General features: G+C 66.2%; 15 protein-coding genes. 9 read left to right on the plus strand and 6 right to left on the minus strand.

Going from position 1 to position 19,773, the window contains the following annotated elements; genetic code table 11:
• Positions 1-11: 11 nt before the first annotated feature.
• Entirely contained in the window at positions 12-1,253 is a 1,242-nt protein-coding gene (locus CIT40_RS11070; RefSeq protein WP_094890633.1) for an MFS transporter, read from the plus strand.
• Here CIT40_RS11070 and CIT40_RS11075 read toward each other — a convergent pair.
• From CIT40_RS11075 to hpaH, 6 genes are all read right to left on the minus strand, one after another.
• Entirely contained in the window at positions 1,231-2,859 is a 1,629-nt protein-coding gene (locus CIT40_RS11075; protein ID WP_094890631.1) for a thiamine pyrophosphate-dependent enzyme, read from the minus strand. The two genes, CIT40_RS11070 and CIT40_RS11075, sit on opposite strands and share 23 nt — an antisense overlap.
• A 19-nt stretch (positions 2,860-2,878) precedes the next feature.
• Complete coding sequence (locus CIT40_RS11080) at positions 2,879-3,748, minus strand: fumarylacetoacetate hydrolase family protein (protein ID WP_094890629.1); 870 nt, start codon at positions 3,746-3,748, stop codon at positions 2,879-2,881.
• Between the two features lie 4 nt (positions 3,749-3,752).
• Entirely contained in the window at positions 3,753-4,736 is a 984-nt protein-coding gene (gene hpaD / locus CIT40_RS11085) for a 3,4-dihydroxyphenylacetate 2,3-dioxygenase (protein WP_094890628.1), read from the minus strand.
• 135 nt (positions 4,737-4,871) lie between these two features.
• Positions 4,872-6,410 carry a 5-carboxymethyl-2-hydroxymuconate semialdehyde dehydrogenase gene (gene hpaE, locus CIT40_RS11090; RefSeq protein ID WP_094890627.1) on the minus strand — a complete coding sequence of 513 codons (1,539 nt, stop codon included), beginning with the start codon at positions 6,408-6,410 and terminating at the stop codon, positions 4,872-4,874.
• The gene (locus CIT40_RS11095; RefSeq protein WP_094890625.1) at positions 6,403-6,801 is read right to left on the minus strand and encodes a 5-carboxymethyl-2-hydroxymuconate Delta-isomerase; all 399 of its coding nucleotides are present in this window, start codon (positions 6,799-6,801) and stop codon (positions 6,403-6,405) included. Before CIT40_RS11095 ends, hpaE begins: the two co-directional genes overlap by 8 nt.
• A 33-nt stretch (positions 6,802-6,834) precedes the next feature.
• A complete protein-coding gene (gene hpaH / locus CIT40_RS11100) occupies positions 6,835-7,641 on the minus strand; it encodes a 2-oxo-hept-4-ene-1,7-dioate hydratase (protein WP_094890623.1) in 807 nt (268 codons plus the stop codon).
• 111 nt (positions 7,642-7,752) lie between these two features.
• On the opposite strand from hpaH, the gene hpaR reads away from it, so the two are divergent.
• The 8 genes from hpaR (at position 7,753) to CIT40_RS11140 (ending at position 19,685) form a co-directional block, all read left to right on the plus strand.
• Positions 7,753-8,295: a homoprotocatechuate degradation operon regulator HpaR gene (hpaR, locus tag CIT40_RS11105; protein WP_094890621.1), complete on the plus strand. Its 543-nt coding sequence runs from the start codon at positions 7,753-7,755 to the stop codon at positions 8,293-8,295.
• 114 nt (positions 8,296-8,409) lie between these two features.
• Positions 8,410-9,186 (plus strand): HpcH/HpaI aldolase family protein, encoded by a 777-nt coding sequence (locus CIT40_RS11110; protein ID WP_094890620.1) that lies wholly within the window; start codon positions 8,410-8,412, stop codon positions 9,184-9,186.
• Between the two features lie 95 nt (positions 9,187-9,281).
• A complete protein-coding gene (locus CIT40_RS11115; protein WP_094890618.1) occupies positions 9,282-10,805 on the plus strand; it encodes a UxaA family hydrolase in 1,524 nt (507 codons plus the stop codon).
• Positions 10,806-10,988: 183 nt separating this feature from the next.
• Complete coding sequence (locus tag CIT40_RS11120; protein WP_094890617.1) at positions 10,989-11,510, plus strand: PAS domain-containing protein; 522 nt, start codon at positions 10,989-10,991, stop codon at positions 11,508-11,510.
• Positions 11,488-12,792 (plus strand): methyl-accepting chemotaxis protein, encoded by a 1,305-nt coding sequence (locus tag CIT40_RS11125; protein WP_162307441.1) that lies wholly within the window; start codon positions 11,488-11,490, stop codon positions 12,790-12,792. Before CIT40_RS11120 ends, CIT40_RS11125 begins: the two co-directional genes overlap by 23 nt.
• Positions 12,793-12,990: 198 nt before the next feature.
• Positions 12,991-16,260, plus strand: a complete 3,270-nt coding sequence (locus tag CIT40_RS11130) for a transglutaminase family protein (RefSeq protein ID WP_094890615.1) — start codon at positions 12,991-12,993, stop codon at positions 16,258-16,260.
• Positions 16,261-16,287: 27 nt separating this feature from the next.
• The gene (locus CIT40_RS11135; protein WP_094890613.1) at positions 16,288-18,810 is read left to right on the plus strand and encodes a circularly permuted type 2 ATP-grasp protein; all 2,523 of its coding nucleotides are present in this window, start codon (positions 16,288-16,290) and stop codon (positions 18,808-18,810) included.
• Positions 18,807-19,685 (plus strand): transglutaminase family protein, encoded by an 879-nt coding sequence (locus tag CIT40_RS11140; protein ID WP_094890612.1) that lies wholly within the window; start codon positions 18,807-18,809, stop codon positions 19,683-19,685. The genes CIT40_RS11135 and CIT40_RS11140 overlap by 4 nt, the downstream gene beginning before the upstream one ends.
• Positions 19,686-19,773 lie beyond the last annotated feature (88 nt).

The raw sequence follows: 19,773 nt of genomic DNA on the forward strand, positions 1-19,773 counted from the left end.
GAGACCGCGACATGACGACCACACAGCTCTCGGCCGACATCGGGACAGCCAATCGCACCGGCCTTTATCTGGCCGTGCTGCAATTGGTGTTCACGCTGGGCTGGACCACCTACGTCATCTATCTGCCGAAGCTTGCCGCCGAGGTCGGCATCGCGCCGTCCGCCGTCATCCTCATCCTGATGCTGGACCAGGCGATCTTCACCATCGCCGACACGGCGATGGGGATCGCCGCGGACAAGCTCGCGCCTTATGTCGGCAGGCTCGGCCTGTTCGTCGGGCTGGTGGCCGCGATCTCCTGCGGCGCGTTCGTCGCGATGCCCTTCGTTGCCGGGACCGGTGCTGCCGCGCAAGGCTGGCTCATCGCGCTGATCGTGGTCTGGTCGGCCACCTCGTCTGCGTTGCGCGCGCCGCCGCTGACCCTGCTCGGCAAGTATCGATCGAAGCCGCAGGTGCCGTTCCTCGCGGCGCTCGCGATGCTGGGCTACGGTGTCGCCGGCGCGGTCTCGCCCTATCTCGGCGTGGTGCTGCGGGATCACGATGCGCGGCTGCCGTTCGTGATCTCCGGCGTCGTGCTGCTGCTCACGGCGCTCGCGCTGTCGCGGATCGAGCATGACGCGGCGCGTGATACCTCGCCGCCGACGCCGGCCGAGGCGGCCAAGCCGCTGGGCTTCGTGCCGATCGTGTTCATCGTCGCGATGGTTGCGTTGGCGCTCGGCTATCAGTTGCACTTCGCCATGAACAGCGCGCCGTTCTACCTGCGCTTCGCCAAGCCCGGCGATTTGCAATGGCTGATGCCGGTGTTCTGGATCGGATTCAACATCGCGATGTTTCCGGCGAGCCTCGTCGTCAAGCATCGCGGCGGCCTGATCGTGATGGGCGCGGCCGGATTGCTTGGTGCGGTCGCGATCGCCGCGGCGGAGCTTGCCGGCAACCTCAACACGCTGGTCGCCGCGCAGTTCCTCGCCGGAGCGGCGTGGGGCTGCATGCTGATGAGCGCGATCTCGGCTGCACTGGCCATCGGCTCGACCGGCGCGGAGGGCAAGGTCACGGGCCTCGTGTTCTCCGCGCTGGCGCTCGGCACCTTCGCGCGGATGGCGGCGGTCGCCGGTGGCCTGCAGAAGATCCCTGACTATGCGCCGCTATTGCACTGGGCTCCGGTCGCCTGCTGGTCGGTCGCAGGCGCAGGCCTGCTGGTGATCGCGGCTGCGCGGCTGCAGAGCGGTGCTCACATTAAGGCTTTGGGGGGTGGATGAACGCCCACGGGCTCACTTCGGAATCCCGCGTCACTTCCACCGAGATCAGATACGGCCCGGCATGGGCCAGCGCCTTCTCCATCGCCGCCTTGAACTGATCCGGCGCGGTCACGCGCGCCGCCGCAACGCCAAAGGATTCCGCGAGCTTGACGAAATCGGGATTGACGAGGTCGGAGGCGACCACGCGGCCGTCGAAGCGTTCGCGCTGGTCGCGGCGGACGTTGCCGTAGGCGTTGTTGTTGAACACCAGCGTCACCACGCCGATGTTGAACTGCACGGCGGTGGCAAGCTCCTGCACGCCGAACATGAAGCCGCCGTCGCCAGTGATGGCGACCACCGGCTTGTCGGGGTTGGCGACCTTGGCCCCGAGCGCGGTCGGGAAGCCCGAGCCGAGCGTGCCCTGATAGCCCGAGGTGATGAAGGTGCGCGGCTGGTAGACCGGGAAGCCGTACCAGGAGGCGAAGCCGAATTGCGATAGTTCATCGGTCACGATCGCGTTCGCCGGCAGCACCTCGCGCAGGATGTTGAGATAGGCCATCTGCGGCTGGATGCGCTGGATCTCGGCTTGCGCGGCCGCGGTGGCCTCGCGGATCTCGCCGCGGCGGCCGTGGCTCTTCGCATAGCCTGCCTTTTTCACGGCTGCGACGAGATCGGCGGTGCCGTCGCAGGCGTCGGCGACGATGGCGGTGTCGGCAGCGAGCCGGCGCATCTCGGCCGGATCGATGTCGATGCGAATGGACTTCAATCCGCTCGGTTGATAGGGCCAGCGGAAACCCGACGCCGGCAGTTCTGCACGGGTGCCGATGGCGATCATCAGATCGGTTGTCGGCCAGAGCTTGTAGGCGGCGGCCATGGTCAGCCCGAGCTCGTGCGCGTTGGAGACGATGCCGCGGCCGCTGCGGAAGGCGACCACGGGCGCATCGATCATCTCGGCGAGCTCGAGGATCTCCTCGCCGGCCTCCATCGCGCCGCTGCCGACGAAGATCATCGGTGCCTTGCTCGCCTTGATCAGCGCGGCGGCCTGCTTCACGAGATCCGGATCGGGTTGCGGCGCGGGCAGCGGCTCCAGCATCCGCGCAGCGGCGGTGTCCGCGCGCTGGGTGAAGACGTCCCAGGGCATCTCGACCGAGGCCGGACCACGCCGTCCCGACATCATCTCCTGGAAGGCGCGCGCGACGGTGGTCGGTGCGTTGCCGGGATATTCGATCCGGTCGGCCCATTTCACATAGGTGCGCAAGGTCGCTAGCTGGTCCGGCATCTCGTGCAGATGGCCGCGGCCCTTGCCGAGGAATTGCGTCGGCACCTGGCCGGTGACGCACAGCACCGGCTCGTTGCAGCCGAACGCAGTGAGCAGCGCGGCGCTGGCATTGAGCACGCCGGGGCCGGGCACCACGCTGAACACGCCGGGCCTGCCGCTGGAGCGCGCATAGCCGAACGCCATGTAGCCGCAGGCCTGCTCGTGCCGGGCGCCGATCACCTTGAGCTGGGCCTGGTGAAAGGCGTCGAACAGGCCGTAGACCTGCGCGCCCGGCAGACCGAACACGGTGTCGACGCCGTGGGCGACCAGGCCGCTTACGATCGCTTCGCCGCCGGTGAGGGTGGTCATTGCATCATTCCCATCTTGTTCAGGCTTCGTCGACGACGCCGTTGCGCAGCGTGCCGATGCCCTCGGCGGCGACCTCGACGACGTCGCCGGGCTTCAGGTACCGCGGCGGATCGAACCGGGCACCGGCGCCGGTCGGCGTGCCCGTGACGATGATATCGCCGGGGACCAGCGTCGCGAAGGTGGAGATATAGCTGATGAGATACCGAAACGGAAACATCAGCCGGCTGGTGCGATCGTCCTGCCTGAGCTCGCCGTTGACATGCGTGGTCAGCCTGATGTCGGCGATCTGAGATTCCCTGACGTAAGGGACGAGCCAGGGGCCGAGGCTGCCGCTGGAATCAAAATTCTTGCCCTGGGTGACGTTGAATTTTGCATGACGCAGCCAGTCGCGCACCGAGCCTTCGTTGCACAGCGTCAGCGCGGCGATGTGGTCGAGCGCGCTGCTTTCGGGGATATGCCGGCCCGCCTTGCCGATCACCAGCACGATCTCGCCTTCATAGTCGAGCTGCGCGGACGCACGCGGGCGCACCAGCGGCGTGTCATGGCCGACGAAGGATCGGGGCGAGCGCATGAACATGCTCGGGTATTTCGGCGCGTCCTGGCCGTCCTTATACTCGGCGTTACGATCAGGGTAGTTGACGCCGATGCAGATGATCTTCTCCGGCGCGGGCACCGGCGGCAGCCAGGTGATGTCATCGAGCGCGTGGTCCGGTGTGCGGCCGGCGGCTTCCTCGGCAAGGCTCACGAGCTTGCCGGCCGCGATGACTTCGCGCAGCGTCGGATAGTCCTTGGCGTAACGTGCGGAGAGATCGACGATGCCGCCCTCCAGGACGGCACCGTAATTGACGTCACCCTTGACGGAATAAGTGGCGAGGCGAGGGAGCTTCATTGCATCAATCCGCCACCAGCACGTCGGCCACGAATTTCGGCTCACGCACGGCCTGCCCTGAGAACGGCGAGCCCTGCTCGAACCAGGAGCGCGGCGCGGGTGCGCCCCACAGCGTCTGGCGGCGCGGATCGCGCAGCGACCAGCGTAGCGGCTCATGGTCGAGATCGCCGGTGAAATAGTCGCTGGTGTAGAGTTCGAGCCGGTGTCCGTCGGGATCGCGCACATAGAGGAAGAAGGCATTCGAGATCCCGTGGCGTCCCGGGCCGCGCTCGATGTTCTTCACGAAGCCTTGCGAGGCCATGACGTCGCAGAGATGGATGATGTTCATCGCCGTCGGCGTCCAATAGGCGAAATGGTGCAGGCGAGGGCCCTTGCCGTTGGTGATCGCGAAGTCGTGCACGTTGCCCTTGCGATGCATCCAGGCCGCGGCAATGCGTCCGTTCGGTCCATCCTCCTCGGCGTATTCGGTGAGGCGGAAGCCGAGCCGGGCGTAGAAATCGACGGTGTCCTGAACCTCGGCGGCGAAGACGTTAAAGTGATCAAGCCGCTGCGGATGGCAGCCCCTGTAGAGATCATAGCGGCGAAGAAGATGCGGCCGGCGGTCCATCGACGCATAGAGCTCGATCTGGAAGCCGAAGGGATCGGTGAACTGCAGGGTACGGCCCTGGAACGGCTGGTCGACGAAAGCGTAGGCGAGGCCGTTCTCGGACAGGAACGCGGCGGCCTTGTCGAGATCCCCGTCGTTGCCGACCTTGAAGCCGAGCCGCGCGCAAGCGGGCACTGCGGCCTTCCGCAGCACCAGCGAGTGATGTTGATGTTCCTCGGCGGCACGCAGGTATACGATCTTGTCGTCGGCATCCTCGACATGCAGGCCGACAATGGTCTCGTAGAACTCCCGGCTCAGCTTCAGATCGGTCACGTCGAGCACGACGTGGCTGGAGCGGATGATGTTGAACGGCGGCTCGAAGATATGTTGCGGTACGGGCATGTGCGTTTCCCCTTCTCTCGGCTTCGTCATTCCGGGGCGTGCGAAGCACGAACCCCGAATCCATTCATCCACCAACTCTGCTGCTTGATGGATTCCGGGTTCGGCTCTTCGAGCCGCCCCGGAATGACACGGCCGCTAAACTCCCAGTTTCTGGATCTTGTGCGTGCCCCGCGCCAGCGAGACGTGCTTGGTTTCCATGTAGAAGTCGAACGAGTAATCGCCGCCGTCGCGGCCGATGCCGGAGGCTTTCATGCCGCCGAACGGCGTCGGCAGATGGCGGACGTTCTCCGAGTTCAGCCAGATCATGCCGGCCTCAAGCGCGTCGGCGACGCGCAGCGCACGGCCGACATCGTTGGTCCAGACATAGCCGGTCAGGCCATAGCGGATGTCGTTGGCGATCGCGATGGCTTCAGCTTCATCCCTGAAGGGGAGCACCGTGAGGAACGGGCCGAACACCTCCTCCTGCGCCACCCGCATCTTGCCGTGCGCGCCGGTGACCAGGGTGGGCTCGACATAATGTCCGCCGCCCGGGCCGTCATGGGCCTTGCCGCCGACAGCGATGGTGGCGCCGTCCTGCCGCGCGACGTCGAAATAAGAGCAGACCTTGGCCAGATGCCGCTCGTGGATCAGCGGCCCGATCTCGGTGGCGGGATCGAGGGGATGGCCGACCTTCAGCGCCTTCACGCGCGCGGTAAGCTTTTCGATGAATTTGTCGGCGATGCTCTGCTGGATCAGGAGCCGGCTCGATGACGTGCAGCGCTCGCCGTTGAGCGAGTAGATCATGAACACGACGGCATCGAGCGCGCGGTCGAGGTCGGCATCGTCGAACACGATCACCGGATTCTTGCCGCCGAGCTCGAAATGCACGCGCTTCAAGCTCGGCGCGCCCTGCACCATGATTGCCGAGCCCGTCGCGCTCTCGCCGACGAAGCCGATCGCCTTGATCGCGGGATGCTCGGTCAGCGCCTTGCCGGCCTCTTCACCGAAACCGTGGACGGTGTTGAGCACGCCGTCGGGAACGCCGGCCTGCTTGACGAGCTTGCCGAGCATGTCCGCGGTGACCGGCGACCATTCGGCCGGCTTGTGCACGACGGTGCAGCCGGCCGCCAGCGCAGGGGCGATCTTCCAGGTCGAGAGCATGAACGGCGTGTTCCAAGGCGTGATCACGCCGACCGGGCCGATCGGCACGCGCGTCGAGATGTTCCAGTGCTCGTCGCTCGGCGTGTTGAGGCCGTCGCGCGCCTCCGCGCATTTGTCGGCGAAGAAGCGGAAATTCTCGGCGGCGCGGATCGCGGCCTTGGCCATGAAGCGATAGGCCTGGCCGGTGTCGATGCATTCGAGCACCGCGATGTCGTCGGCATTGTCCTCGATCGCGTCGGCCACGCGATGCAGCAGCTTCTTCCGCATCGCCGGGCCCATGTCGCGCCAGGACTTGAAGGCGAGCGCCGCGGCCGTTGCGGCGCGGTCGATATCCTCGGCAGTGCCGCGCGCGACGTTCGCGAGCGTCGTTCCGTCGACCGGAGATTTCGTCTCGAACGTCTCGCCGGAGATCGAGGCAACGGTCTTGCCGTCGATCATGTGTCCGATGCCGTCGGCGTGCAGCTTCTTCAGCAGCGGCGCGACGCGGTCGCGGTTGGCCTGGAACACGTCGGCTTTCGGGCTGGGCTTATCCATGGGCGGCTTCCACTTTCAGGGCGTCGTGGATGTTGTTGCGCTTCCAGCTGGTGTCCTTGTCGTTGATCTGCATGTCGAACGACAACGCGAACTTGCTGGCGGCGAAGACGGGGTCGAGATGGCGGGAGAGCGCCTGGAAGACGTGCTCGCCGGCCTTTTGGCGGGTAGGAAGGTCGCGGCCTTCGCCGATGCGCAGCACCATGTCGAGGAAGCCGTAGTCGTTGCGCGCATCGGCGACCGCATAATGCTCGCAGCGAATGGCGCGCACGCGGATGCCGCCGAGCGGGAAGATGCCGGTCTCGACCGCTGCCTTGCGAACGACCTCGCACACCAGCTGCATATCGAGACGGCTGTCGAGATTGGCCGAATATTCGATGGTGAAATGCGGCATCGCGGTTTCACTCCCTGAATCGTCTTGTTGTTCTCAAGCGAAGTAGCAGCTCACCGAGCCGTAGGCGCCATAGTCGGCTTGAATTGTGTCGCCCTTGCGGGTCTCGATCGGGCGGATGAAGGAGCCCGCGAGCACCACTTGCCCCGGCTCGAGCGCAAGGTCGAGCGGCGCGATCTTGTTGGCGAGCCAGGCCACGGCGGTCGCCGGGTGATTGAGCACGCCGGCGGCAAGGCCGGTCTCTTCGAGTTGGCCGTTTCGAAAGCACAGTGCGCCGATCCAGCGCAAATCTGCGTCCAACGGCCGGATCGGCCGTCCGCCGAGCACGATGCCGGCATTCGCCGCATTGTCGGCGATGGTATCGAAGATCTTGCGCGTTGCCTTGGTCCTGGGATCGACGCGCTCGATCCGCGTGTCCAAAATCTCCAGTGCCGGCACCACGAAGTCGGTGGCGTTGAGCACGTCGAACAGCGTGCAGCCGGGGCCTGCGAGCCGCTTGCTCATGACGAAGGCGAGCTCGGCCTCGACCCGCGTGGCGATGAAGCGCCCGGTCGGGATGATCCCGCCGTCGGTGAAGAACATGTCGTCGAGCAGCACGCCGGAATCCGGCTCGTCGATGTCGAGCGCGCTTTGCATCGCCTTCGAGGTCAGGCCGATCTTGTGCCCCTTGACGATGCGCCCCTCGGCGATCTTGACGTCGACCCAGGCCTTCTGAATCGCGTAGGCATCAGCGATGGTGATGCCGGGGAAATCCTGCGACAGCTGCCGGATCTGCACGCGGGTCTTCTCCGCCTGGTGCAGACGGCTCGCGCAAGCTTGGATATCGTCGTTGGAAAGCGCCATTTGTGATCTTACAAATTGGGGTGCCGGGAGATACTTAACATGTTAAGTGAATGCGTCAAACACATTTCCGGCTTGCTGCACTGCAAACGTTTTGCGGCTTGAAAGGGCGTCATGGTGAAGAGACCGGCTGATTCAGCCAACGGAAGCGCGCCGGCCGCAGGACCTGTCCCAAGGCCTGCCGCAAGACAGGTACCGATGCGCGATTTCTCGCGTTCCCTGCCGATGTCGCTGCTGCGGGCCCGCGAAGCGGTGATGCGGCAATTTCGCCCCTCGCTGCGCGAGCACGGCTTGACCGAGCAGCAATGGCGCATCCTGCGTGCACTGGCGGCGATCGACGCGGTCGAAGTCACGGAACTCGCGCGCACGGCGTTCCTGCTCGGGCCGAGCCTTTCGCGCATCCTGCGCGATCTCGAGGCGCGCAACCTGATCGAGCGCAAGACGGCCAAGGCGGACCAGCGCCGCAGCATGGTCTCGATCTCGAAGGAGGGCGTGAAGCTGATGGCCTCGGTGGCGCCGACATCGGAGGCGATCTATGCCGAGATCACGCGACGCTTCGGCGCACGCAGGCTCGCGGAGTTGCAGGAGATGCTCGGCGCGCTCGAATTGAGTCTTGCCGAGCTTGGCAGCGCGGATGATACAATCGCGGAGGGATGAACCCAGATATGCGTACGTGCGTGGCGAGAGCCATGGACATTCACGGTTTTTTTCGCTCAAAGTGCAGCCCGACCCGATCCGCGGCGAGTAGAGCAACAGGGAAGGAAAGACAACGTGGCGAACAAAGTCAAAGAGATCTGGAAGTCGGGCAAGGCCGTGGTCAACGCGTGGCTCGCGATACCCTCCGGCTTCTCGGCCGAGATGATCGCGCAATGCGGCTTCGACAGCGTCACCGTCGACATGCAGCATGGCGTGCAGGATTATCTCTCGATGGTGCAGTGCTTCCAGGCGATGGACAAGCATCCGGTCACGCCCATGGTCCGCGTGCCCTGGAACGAGCCCGGCATCATCGGCAAGGTGCTGGACGGCGGCGCCTATGGCGTGATCTGCCCGATGGTCAACACGGCGCAGGAAGCCAAAAACCTCGTATCCTATTCGAAATATCCGCCTCAGGGCGTCCGCTCCAACGGCCCGATCCGCGCCGGCATGTATGGCACCGCGGGCTCGTATCAGAAGACCGCGAATGCCGACACCATCCTGCTGCCGATGATGGAGACCAAGACCGCGGTCGAGAACATGGAGGCGATCCTCGACGTCGAAGGCATCGACGGCGTCTATGTCGGCCCGTCCGATCTGGGCTTCTCCTACGGCCTCGAGCCCAAGCTCGACCGCAGCGAGCCCGAGATCCTTGCGATCTACGAGAAGATCATCAAGGAATGCGGCAAGCGCAGCCTCAACCCGGGCATCCATTGCAGCGGCGCGGAAGGCGCTGCGCGCGCCATCAACATGGGCTTCAAGCTGGTGACGCTCTCGAACGAGGTCGGCCTGATGACCACCTACGCCAAGATGCAGGTCAACGCGACCCGCAAGGATTCGGGCGGCAAGGCCTGAGAAACTCGCGAATGGCGAATGGGGAGTAGCGAATAGGGCTGCTCCCCTTTTTCCATTCGCCGCTCGCTACTCACTGTTCGCCCAAGGAGACTCCCATGACCATCAGCCCCGTCATCCGCCTGCATCCCGATGATGGCGTGCTGATCGCGCGCGCCAGCCTGCCGCCGGGGACATTGGTGGCCGACGGCGTGACCACGGTCGAGCGCATCCCGTCCGGCCACAAGGTCGCGATCAGGCCTATTGCGGTGGGCGAGCCCGTCATCCGTTACGGCCAGATCATCGGCTTTGCGACCGTCCCGATCGCGCCGGGCCAGCACGTGCACGTGCAGAACATCGGCATGGGCGATTTCGCCAAAGACTATGCTTATTGCGCCGACGTCAAGCCGACCCCGAATTTCGACCTGCCGGCGACCTTCGAGGGCATCCGCCGCCCGGACGGCCGCGTCGCCACGCGCAATTATATCGGCATCCTCACCTCGGTGAACTGCAGCGCGCATGTCGCAAGCCTCGTCGCCGACGTCTTCAAGAAGAACCCCTTCACCGGCGACAATCCGCTGGCCGATTTTCCCAATGTCGATGGCGTGGTCGCACTGACCCACAAGACCGGCTGCGGCATGACCCAGAACGAGCCGCTCGCATTGCTCCGCCGCACGCTCGGCGGTTATGCGCGGCACGTGAACTTCTCTCACGTGATCGTGCTTGGCCTCGGCTGCGAGGTGAACCAGATCGGGGGGCTGATGGAGGAGCAGAAGCTCGCGGGACGCCTGCGCGCGATGGACATCCAGGAGGTCGGCGGCACCCGCAAGACGGTCGAAGCGGGCATCGCCTTCGTGCGCGAGGCGCTCGCGGATTCCAACAAGGTGAGCCGCGAGTCCGTGCCGGTGAGCGAATTGACCGTGGCGCTGCAATGTGGCGGCTCGGACGGCTATTCCGGCGTATCGGCCAATCCAGCGCTTGGCGCCGCGAGCGATCTCATCGTGCGCCACGGCGGCACCGTCATCCTGTCGGAGACGCCGGAGACCTACGGCGCCGAGCATCTCTTGACGCGCCGCGCCGTCAGCCGCGAGGTCGGCGAGAAGCTGGTCGACCTGATGCGCTGGTGGGACGAATATACCGCGCGCGAAGGCGCCGAGATGAACGCCAATCCGAGCCCCGGCAACAAGGCCGGCGGCCTCACCACCATCCTGGAAAAGTCGCTCGGCGCGATGGCGAAGGCCGGCACGACCAACCTCGTCGAGGTCCTGCGTTACGCCGAGCCCATCACCAAGAAGGGTTTCGTCTTCATGGACACGCCCGGCTACGACCCGGTCGCGGCGACCGGGCAGGTCGCGGGCGGCGCCAATCTGGTCTGCTTCACCACCGGGCGCGGCAGCGTGTTCGGCTGCAAGCCGGCGCCCTCGATCAAGCTCGCGACCAACACGCCCATGTACAAGCGCATGGAAGACGACATGGACGTCAATTGCGGCACCATCCTCGAAGGCGAGGAGAGCGTCGAGCAATGCGGCCAGCGCATTTTCGATCTGATCCTGAAGACGGCTTCGGGCCAGCCGACCAAGAGCGAGAGCTTCGATTTCGGCGGTGCCGAGTTTGCACCCTGGGTGCTCGGCGCGACGATGTAACGGCGCGAGCCAGACCCGCCCGGGGAATTTGCAGGACGAGCAGGGGCCTAAGTAGTCTTACGTAGGCACGAGATGACTGCGCGGGTTCCCGCAGTCACACATGCTTAACAACTGTTGCCGTATTCCGATAGCGATGCGGGCAGCACCATCGATGGGGCTGGCCCTTAGCGAGGGTCGTCGACGATGACGCATGCGGTGCGGCCGACTGGCGTGGAAAATCTTCTCGGTGAGGAGGAGCTGATCGTGTCGAAGACCGATCTCAAGGGCCGTATCACCTACGCCAATGACGTCTTCATCCGCATGGCGAAATACCCCTGGAGGCAGCTGATGGGCGCGCCCCACAGCCTGATCCGCCATCCCGACATGCCACGCTGCGTCTTCAAGCTGCTATGGGATACGCTCCAGACCAAGCAGGAAATCTTCGCCTACGTCCTCAATCTCGCGGGAGACGGCAGCCATTATTGGGTGTTCGCCCATGTCACCCCGACGCTCGACGATCGCGGCAACATCACGGGCTATCACTCCAATCGACGCAAACCCGATCCGGCGCCGGTCGAGCGCATCAAGCCGATCTACAAGGCGCTCTGCGCGGAAGAGACGCGCCACGCCAACGCCAAGGACGGCATGCGTGCGAGCTTCGAAATGATGGTCGGTCTGCTCAAGCAAAACGGTGTCGGCTACGATGAATTTGTGCTCTCTCTCTAAGGCTCAGGGAGCGACCGCCGGCGCGTGTCTTCTCGCCACCGCCGCGTTCGTCCTTTCGCTGCTCGGCTGGACCGGAATCGTCAGCGCCGCGCCGCTCTGCGCCGCGATCCTGCTGCTCGGCTACGCGCTGTGGTGCCAGCATCGCACGGCGGTGGCCGTCGATGAGGTGGCCGATGTCTGCCGCAAGGCGGCGCGCGGCGATCTCGAAGCGCGAATCCTGAGCGAGCGCCAGGCCGGGCGGATCGGCGCCATCCAGAAGTCGGTCAACGACATGCTCGACATCACTGATGCCTTCGTCCGCGAGGCTTCGGCATCGATGGACTATGCCAGCCGCGGCAAGTATTTTCGCAAGATTCTCGCGCGCGGATTGCCCGGCTCGTTCCGCCGCTCGGCAACCGTCATCAATGCCGGCACCGACGGCCTCGGCCGCCGCGTGGTCGAGATCGCCGGCCTCGCAAAGCAGTTCGGCACGCATCTCGACGAAGTCGCAGGCAGCCTGATGAGCGCCGCGACCGACCTCGAATCCGACGCCGGCCAGATGGCGGCCGCGGCGGAGACGACGAACCGCCAGACCTCCGGCATGCGCAGTGCGTCCGATCAGGCCTCGAGCAACGTTGCGACGGTGGCGAGCGCGGCGGAACAGCTCGCATCCTCGATCGCGGAGATCGGCCGCCAGGTGGCCGGCTCGACCACGAGCACCGGGCGCGCCGTCGACGAAGCCAATCGTGCCGGCAGCGAGATTCGCAGCCTCGCGGAAGCCGCGATGCGGATCGGCGACGTCGTCAAGCTGATCAGCGAAATCGCCTCGCAGACCAACCTGCTGGCGCTCAACGCCACGATCGAAGCGGCGCGGGCAGGCGAGGCCGGCCGCGGCTTCGCCGTGGTGGCCTCCGAGGTCAAGAGCCTCGCCAACCAGACCGCGAAGGCGACCGAGGAGATCAGCGCCAAGGTCGGCGAGATGCAGCAATCGACCAGCACCTCGGTCGCGGCCGTCGAGACCATCGCGCAGACCATCGCGGAGATCGACGGCATTACCGCAAGCATCGCGGCCTCGATCGAGCAGCAGGGCTCCGCGACACGCGAGATCGCGCGCAGCGTCCAGGAAGCCTCCGCCGGCACCTCGCAGGTGTCCTCCAACGTGTCAGGCATCAGCGAAGCCGCCGCCGACACCGGCCGCGTCGCTGGCCGCGTCAACAGCGCCTCCGAGCGCGTCCACGGCGAAGTCGAGACGCTCCGGCGCGAGGTGACGCAGTTCCTGCAGCGGCTGACCTCGGCGGCGTAGGCCGTCCGGCGTTCCAGTATGGGGATGATTTAGGGGTGAATAGCGAATAGGGAGTAGCGAATGGCTTAATTGCCTGGCTACCTGCCATTCGCTACTCGCCACTCGCCCTTACCATAGGCACTCCCTGCCCGTTGTTAGTGCTTGATCGCGCTGACATCAGGTGTTCTGCTCAAAAAAGCTGCTGGAGCATTGCACCCCGTGTCGATCTACGTCGCATTACACCACGTCACCCACTACAAATACGACCGACCGATCGATCTCGGCCCGCAGACCATCCGCCTGCGCCCGGCGCCGCACACGCGGACGCCGATCATGAGCTATTCTCTCAAGGTCACGCCATCCAATCATTTCGTGAACTGGCAGCAGGACCCCCTAGGCAATTGGATCGCGCGTTACGTCTTCCCGGAGAAGACGACCGAGCTGAAGATCGAGGTCGATTTCACGGCGCAGATGACCACGGTCAATCCGTTCGACTTCTTCGTCGAGCCTTACGCCGACAGCTTTCCGTTCGACTATCCGAAGGATCTGAAAGCGGAGCTGGCGCCTTATCTGGAGACCATCAAGCCCGATCCTGCGTTCGCAAAATATCTCGCATCGATCCCGCGCGAAGCCCCGAACACGGTCAACTTCCTGGTCGATCTCAACAGGGAGCTGCAACAGAGGATCAGCTATGTCATCCGCATGGAACCGGGCGTGCAGACGCCGGAGGAGACGCTGTCCTCCGCGGCCGGCTCGTGCCGCGACTCCGCCTGGCTCCTGATCCAGACCTTCCGTCATCTCGGCCTCGCCGCGCGCTTCGTCTCCGGCTATCTGATCCAGATCCGTCCCGACATCGATCCGATTGAGGGGCCGCCCGAGGTCGAGAACGACTTCACCGATCTGCATGCCTGGGCCGAGGTCTACCTGCCGGGCGCGGGCTGGATCGGGTTCGACGCGACCTCCGGCATGCTCGCGGGTGAGGGGCACATCCCGGTCGCCGCCACGCCGCATTATCGCTCCGCGGCGCCAATCTCCGGCGGTGCCGGCTTTGCCGAGGTCGAGTTCAATTTCGACATGAGCGTCCGGCGCATCCGCGAGGCGCCGCGCATCACCAAGCCGTTCTCGGACGATTCCTGGACGCGGCTCAACGATCTCGGCGAGCAGGTGGACGGCGATCTCGCCGCGCAGGACGTGCGGCTCACCATGGGCGGTGAACCTACCTTCGTCTCGGTCGACGATCTCGAAGCTGCCGAATGGAATACCGAGGCCGTCGGTCCCACCAAGCGCGCGCTCGCCGACGATCTGATCCGCCGTCTGCGCACACGCTTCGGTGCGGGCGGGCTGCTGCATTACGGTCAGGGCAAATGGTATCCGGGCGAGAGCCTGCCGCGCTGGGCCTTCGGCCTGTACTGGCGCAAGGACGGCGTGCCGGTCTGGAAGAACGCGGACCTCATCGCGAGTATCGAAAATCCGCGGCGTGCCCAGACCGAAGACGCCGAGGATTTCATGGAGGGCACGGCGGCCCGGCTCGGGCTCGATCCAGGCTACATCATTCCGGCCTATGAGGATACCGCCTATTGGCTGCTGAAGGAGGCCGAGCTTCCTCTCAACGTCGATCCCTCCGATTCCAAATTGTCCAATCCGGAGGAACGCGCGCGCATGGCGCGGGTGTTCGATCAAGGCCTCCGCGCGCCGCGCGGCTTCGTGCTGCCGGTGCAGCGCTGGAACGCGCCGCCACGCTGGCGCAGCGAGCGCTGGCAACTCCGGCGCAATCATCTGTTCCTGATGCCGGGCGATTCCCCGCTCGGCCTGCGCTTGCCGATCGGCTCGCTCGGCTACGTCCCGCCGAGTGAATATCCCTACATCGTCGAGCAGGATCCGATGGAGGCGCGCGGCAAGCTGCCGGTGTTCACGCTCCCGGAGCGCCCGAAGGCGCCGCCGCGGGTCGCCTCCGAAAAGCTCAACACGACTGTCCCGGTCCGCACTGCGCTGTCGATCGAGGTCCGCGATGGCGTAATCTGCGCCTTCATGCCGCCGGTCGAGCGCATCGAGGATTATCTCGAGATGATCGCGGCTGTCGAAGCCACGGCCGAGGAGATGCAGCTCCAGGTCCATGTCGAGGGCTATGCGCCGCCGTTCGATCCGCGCATCGAGGTCATCAAGGTCACGCCGGATCCCGGCGTCCTGGAGATCAACATCCAGCCGGCGACGAGCTGGCGCGAGGCGGTCGAGATCACCACTGGCCTCTATGAGGACGCCGGCAAGGTGCGGCTCGGCGCGAACCGCTTCCTGGTCGACGGCCGACACACCGGCACCGGTGGCGGCAATCACGTCGTGATCGGAGGCTCGAGCCCGCAGGACTCGCCGTTCCTGCGCCGGCCAGATCTGCTCAAGAGCCTCGTGCTGTACTGGCAGCGGCATCCGTCGCTGTCCTATTTCTTCTCCGGCCTGTTCATCGGTCCGACCAGCCAGGCGCCGCGCCTCGACGAGGCCCGGCACGACAGCATGTACGAGCTCGAGATCGCGCTCTCGCACGTGCCGCCGCCGGGCTACCAGGTGCCGCTGTGGCTGGTGGACCGGCTGTTCCGGCATCTGCTCGTCGACATCACCGGCAACACCCACCGCGCCGAGATCTGCATCGACAAGCTCTATTCGCCGGATGGTCCCACCGGCCGGCTCGGCCTCGTCGAATTCCGCGCGCTCGAAATGCCGCCGGATCCGCGCATGTCGCTGGCGCAGCAGCTCTTGATCCGCGCACTGATCGCAAAGTTCTGGCGCGAGCCGCAGCAGGGCAAATTCGTGCGCTGGGGCACCGCGCTGCACGACCGCTTCATGCTGCCGCATTTCATCTGGGAAGATTTTCAGGACGTGCTCTCGGAGCTCAAGGGCTCCGGCTATCCGTTCGAGCCGGAATGGTATCTGGCCCAGCTCGAATTCCGGTTTCCCGCCTTCGGCCGCGTCCATCAGGGCGGCGTGACGCTGGAATTGCGCCAGGCGCTGGAGCCCTGGCACGTGCTCGGCGAGGAGGGCTCGGCCGGCGGCACCGTGCGCTATGTCGATAGCTCGGTCGAGCGCCTCCAGGTCAAGGCGGAGGGGTTCGTCGAGGGCCGACACATCGTCACCTGCAACGGCCGCCGCCTGCCGATGACCTCGACCGGTCGCTCCGCCGAGGCCGTGGCCGGGGTCCGCTTCAAGGCCTGGCAGCCGGCCTCCGGCCTGCACCCGACCATTCCGGTGCACGCGCCCCTGACCTTTGATCTCATCGATACCTGGAACGGCCGCTCGCTCGGCGGTTGCGTCTACCACGTCGCCCATCCGGGCGGGCGCAGCTACGACACCAAGCCGGTCAACACCTACGAGGCCGAGGCGCGGCGGCTGGCGCGCTTCCAGGACCACGGCCACACGCCGGGACCGATGCAGCCGCCGCCCGAGGAACGCACAAATGAGTTTCCGCTGACCCTCGACTTGCGGACCCCGCTCCTGCAATGAGTATGATGGTGGGGCAGGGAGAGGCGCATGGCCGAGGGCGCAGCCGAACAGGACAAGGCGGGTAAGGCGCAAGGACCGCGCGAAGGCCAGCGCCGGCTCGCCCAATGGGTCCGCGACTATCGCCGCCTGCCGGGCATTCCCGACGAATTCCTCGGCGCCGACGGCGTCCCGCGCCCGGTCTGGAACCGCTTTTTCGATGCCTTCGGCGCGCTTGCGACCGATGAGGTCGAGCGGCGCTTCGGCATGGCCGACCGCCACCTCCGCGAGGCCGGCGTCACCTACCGGGCGCCCGGCGACAGCGCCGACCGGCCCTGGTCGCTCAGCCATCTGCCGCTCCTGATCGACGAGGCCGACTGGAAGCAGCTCTCCGCCGGCATCACCCAGCGCGCCGAGCTGCTCGAGCGCGTGCTGCGCGACATCTATGGCGAGGGGCGGCTGGTCGCCGAGGGCGCGCTGCCTGCGGGCGCGATCGCCGGCAGCCCCGAATATCTCCGTCCCGTCTGTGGCGTGCCGCCGCCGGGCGGGCGTTATCTCTCGCTCTATGCCGCCGATGTCGGGCGCGGGCCCGATGGCCGCTGGTGGGTGCTCGGCGACCGCACGCAGGCGCCGTCGGGCGCGGGCTATGCGCTGGAAAACCGCCTGGTGCTGTCGCGCGCCTTCTCCGACCTCTACAAGTCGATGAACGTGCCGCGCGTCGCGCCGTTCTTCGAGGCATTCCGCGACTCGCTTCGCGCCCGCGCCGACCGCGACGAGCCGCGCATCGGCGTGCTCACGCCCGGCAGTTTCAGCGAGACCTATTTCGAGCACGCGACGCTGGCGCGCTATCTCGGCTTCCTGCTGGTCGAGGGCGACGATCTCGCGGTCAGCGACAATCGCATCCACATCCGCACGGTCGCCGGGCTGAAGCGGCTCGACGTGCTGCTGCGCCGTGTCGATTCCAACTCGCTCGATCCGCTCGAGCTCGATGCGTCCTCGCATCTCGGCGTGCCCGGCCTGATCGACGTGCTGCGCAAGGACGGTGTCGTCGTCGCCAACATGCCGGGTTCGGGCGTGCTGGAAGCGCGGGCGCTGCTCGGCTTCCTGCCCGCGCTCAGCCGTCGCCTGCTCGGCGAAGAGCTGAAGATGCCGCACATCGCGACCTGGTGGTGCGGTCAGAAATCCGCGCGTGACGAGGTGTTGTCGCGGCTCGACGAGGTCGCGATCGAAGGCGCCTACCGGCGCGGCGTGACCGGCTTCGACAGCAACGGTCCGGTGCTTGCCAGCGAGCTCGACGCCGCCGGGCGTCAGCGCCTGGTCGATGCCATCGGCGCGCGCGGCATGGATTATGTCGGCCAGGAGGTGGTGCGTCTCTCCACCATGCCGGTGTGGGAGCACGGGCAGCTCACGCCGCGTCCCTTCGTGCTGCGCGTGTTTGCCGCCGCGACGCCGGAGGGCTGGGCCATCATGCCCGGCGGCTTCTGCCGGATTGCCGAGCAGGCGGATGCGCGCGCCGTGTCGATGGGCGACGGTGCGCGTGCCGCCGACGTCTGGGTGGTCTCGGAGAAGAAAGTCTCGACCGCGTCGCTGCTGCCGGCGACCGACAAGGTGCGGATCCGCCGCATCGCCGGCGTGCTGCCGAGCCGCGCCGCCGACAATCTGTTCTGGCTCGGCCGCTATCTAGAACGCGCCGAGGCGACGCTGCGGCTGGTACGGGCGGTGGGCTCGCCGAGCGGCCCCAACAAGGGCACCGCGGCCTCACTGCAATCGGCCGAACGAATCCAGCGCCTGCTGGTGGCATGGGGCGCGATCTCGCAAGCCTCGCGCGCGACGCCCGGGCGCATCGCCGCCGAAGCGCTGCAGAGCACGGAGCGGCCGGGCTCGGCGTTGTCGCTGGTGCGTGCGGCACAGCGCACGGCGACCTCCTTGCGCGAGCGGCTGTCGCCCGATGCCTGGCAGGTCATCACCGAAATGGCCGACCGGCTCTCCTACGAGGTCGAGGACGACGACAGCGTGCTGAGCGCGGCCGAGCTGACCCTGCAGGAGCTTGCGAGCTTTGCGGGTCTTGCGCAGGAAAACATGAATCGCGCTGCCGGCTGGCGCTTCCTCGATGTCGGCCGCCGCACCGAGCGCGCCATCAACACCGCGCGCTTCGCCCGGCAATTCGCCTATGACGAGGCCGGCGACGAGGATCTCGACATCCTGCTGACGCTGGTGGATTCCCAGATCACCTATCGCTCGCGCTATCTGCTGGCGCCGATCCTGGCGCCGGTGCGCGACCTCGCGGTGCTCGATCCCTACAATCCGCGATCGGTTGCTTTCCAGGTGGCGACGCTGAACGAGCATATCGCGGCATTGCCCAGCCTGAAGGAGCATGGCCTGATCGAGCAGCCGCAGCGGCTTGCGGTGGCGGTTCAGGCGATGCTGGCCACCGCCGAAGCCGAAAAGCTCGAAGTCAGGACCCTGTTCGCGCTGGAGCAGGATCTGCTCAGCCTCGCCGACGCGATCGGGCTGCATTACTTCCCGCACGGCACCAATGCCAGCCGGCCGGAAAAGCTGACGGGGCTGGCGTGATCTACGACATCAGGCACGTCACCACCTACGAGTATGAGAGCCCGGTCAGCTTCGCCCGCTGCACGCTGCGGCTCGAGCCGAGGAGCGGCGGCGGCCAGGAACTGATCTCGCACAAGGTCGAGATCCGTCCGCGGCCGTCGGAGCGCAACGTCCGCCGCGACTTCTTCGGCACGCTGACCGAAAGCATCGTGATCGAGGCCGCGCATCGCAATTTGCGCATCGACTCGCGTTCGCGTGTCTCGGTGTCGCGCAAGCCGCCGGCGCGCGACGCCGTCAGCCCGTCCTGGGAGAGCATCCGCGACGTCGCCTTCGAGGCCACCAGCCTCGGGCCATCCTCGCCGGTCGGTTATGTCTTCGCGAGCCCGCTCGTGCCCGTGCTGCGTCCGGTCAGCGCCTATGCGGCGATGAGCTTTGCACCGGGCGCGGGCATCCTCAAGGGCGCGGTCGATCTCATGCACCGCATCCGCACCGAGTTTCGCTACGATCCCAAGGCCACGGTGATCTCGACGCCGCTGGACGAGGTCTTCGACAAGCGACATGGCGTCTGCCAGGACTTTGCCCATGTGATGATCGCGGGGCTTCGCGGGCTCGGCCTGCCGGCCGCCTATGTCAGCGGATATCTGCGCACGATTCCGCCGGCCGGCCAGCCGCGTTTGCAAGGCGCCGATGCCACCCATGCCTGGGTGTCGCTGTGGTGCGGGGCGGAGCTTGGCTGGGTCGATTTCGACCCGACCAACGATCTCCTGATCGGCAACGACCATATCGTGCTTGCGGTCGGGCGCGACTTCTCCGACGTCTCGCCAGTCGACGGCATCATCGTCGGCTCGCCGAAGCAGAAGCTCGGCGTCGCCGTCGACGTGCTGCTGGTGGAGTAGGGCGGGTCTCGCAAGCGCCGGTTTGCCAACGCTCAGCGGACGTCTGCCGTCCCGAGTGTGATCGGCAGCTTGTGGCCCGTGGCGGAGG

Origin of the sequence: Bradyrhizobium amphicarpaeae (assembly GCF_002266435.3) — a bacterium.
GTDB classification, from domain to species: Bacteria; Pseudomonadota; Alphaproteobacteria; order Rhizobiales; family Xanthobacteraceae; genus Bradyrhizobium; species Bradyrhizobium amphicarpaeae.

Excerpts from the sequence above, each read along its gene's own strand:
- CIT40_RS11070 (WP_094890633.1), top strand. The coding sequence starts at position 12 with ATGACGACCACACAGCTCTCGGCCGACATCGGGACAGCCAATCGCACC.
- CIT40_RS11075 (WP_094890631.1), bottom strand. The coding sequence starts at position 2,859 with ATGACCACCCTCACCGGCGGCGAAGCGATCGTAAGCGGCCTGGTCGCC.
- CIT40_RS11080 (WP_094890629.1), bottom strand. The coding sequence starts at position 3,748 with ATGAAGCTCCCTCGCCTCGCCACTTATTCCGTCAAGGGTGACGTCAAT.
- hpaD (WP_094890628.1), bottom strand. The coding sequence starts at position 4,736 with ATGCCCGTACCGCAACATATCTTCGAGCCGCCGTTCAACATCATCCGC.
- hpaE (WP_094890627.1), bottom strand. The coding sequence starts at position 6,410 with ATGGATAAGCCCAGCCCGAAAGCCGACGTGTTCCAGGCCAACCGCGAC.
- CIT40_RS11095 (WP_094890625.1), bottom strand. The coding sequence starts at position 6,801 with ATGCCGCATTTCACCATCGAATATTCGGCCAATCTCGACAGCCGTCTC.
- hpaH (WP_094890623.1), bottom strand. The coding sequence starts at position 7,641 with ATGGCGCTTTCCAACGACGATATCCAAGCTTGCGCGAGCCGTCTGCAC.
- hpaR (WP_094890621.1), top strand. The coding sequence starts at position 7,753 with ATGGTGAAGAGACCGGCTGATTCAGCCAACGGAAGCGCGCCGGCCGCA.
- CIT40_RS11115 (WP_094890618.1), top strand. The coding sequence starts at position 9,282 with ATGACCATCAGCCCCGTCATCCGCCTGCATCCCGATGATGGCGTGCTG.
- CIT40_RS11120 (WP_094890617.1), top strand. The coding sequence starts at position 10,989 with ATGACGCATGCGGTGCGGCCGACTGGCGTGGAAAATCTTCTCGGTGAG.
- CIT40_RS11125 (WP_162307441.1), top strand. The coding sequence starts at position 11,488 with ATGAATTTGTGCTCTCTCTCTAAGGCTCAGGGAGCGACCGCCGGCGCG.
- CIT40_RS11135 (WP_094890613.1), top strand. The coding sequence starts at position 16,288 with ATGGCCGAGGGCGCAGCCGAACAGGACAAGGCGGGTAAGGCGCAAGGA.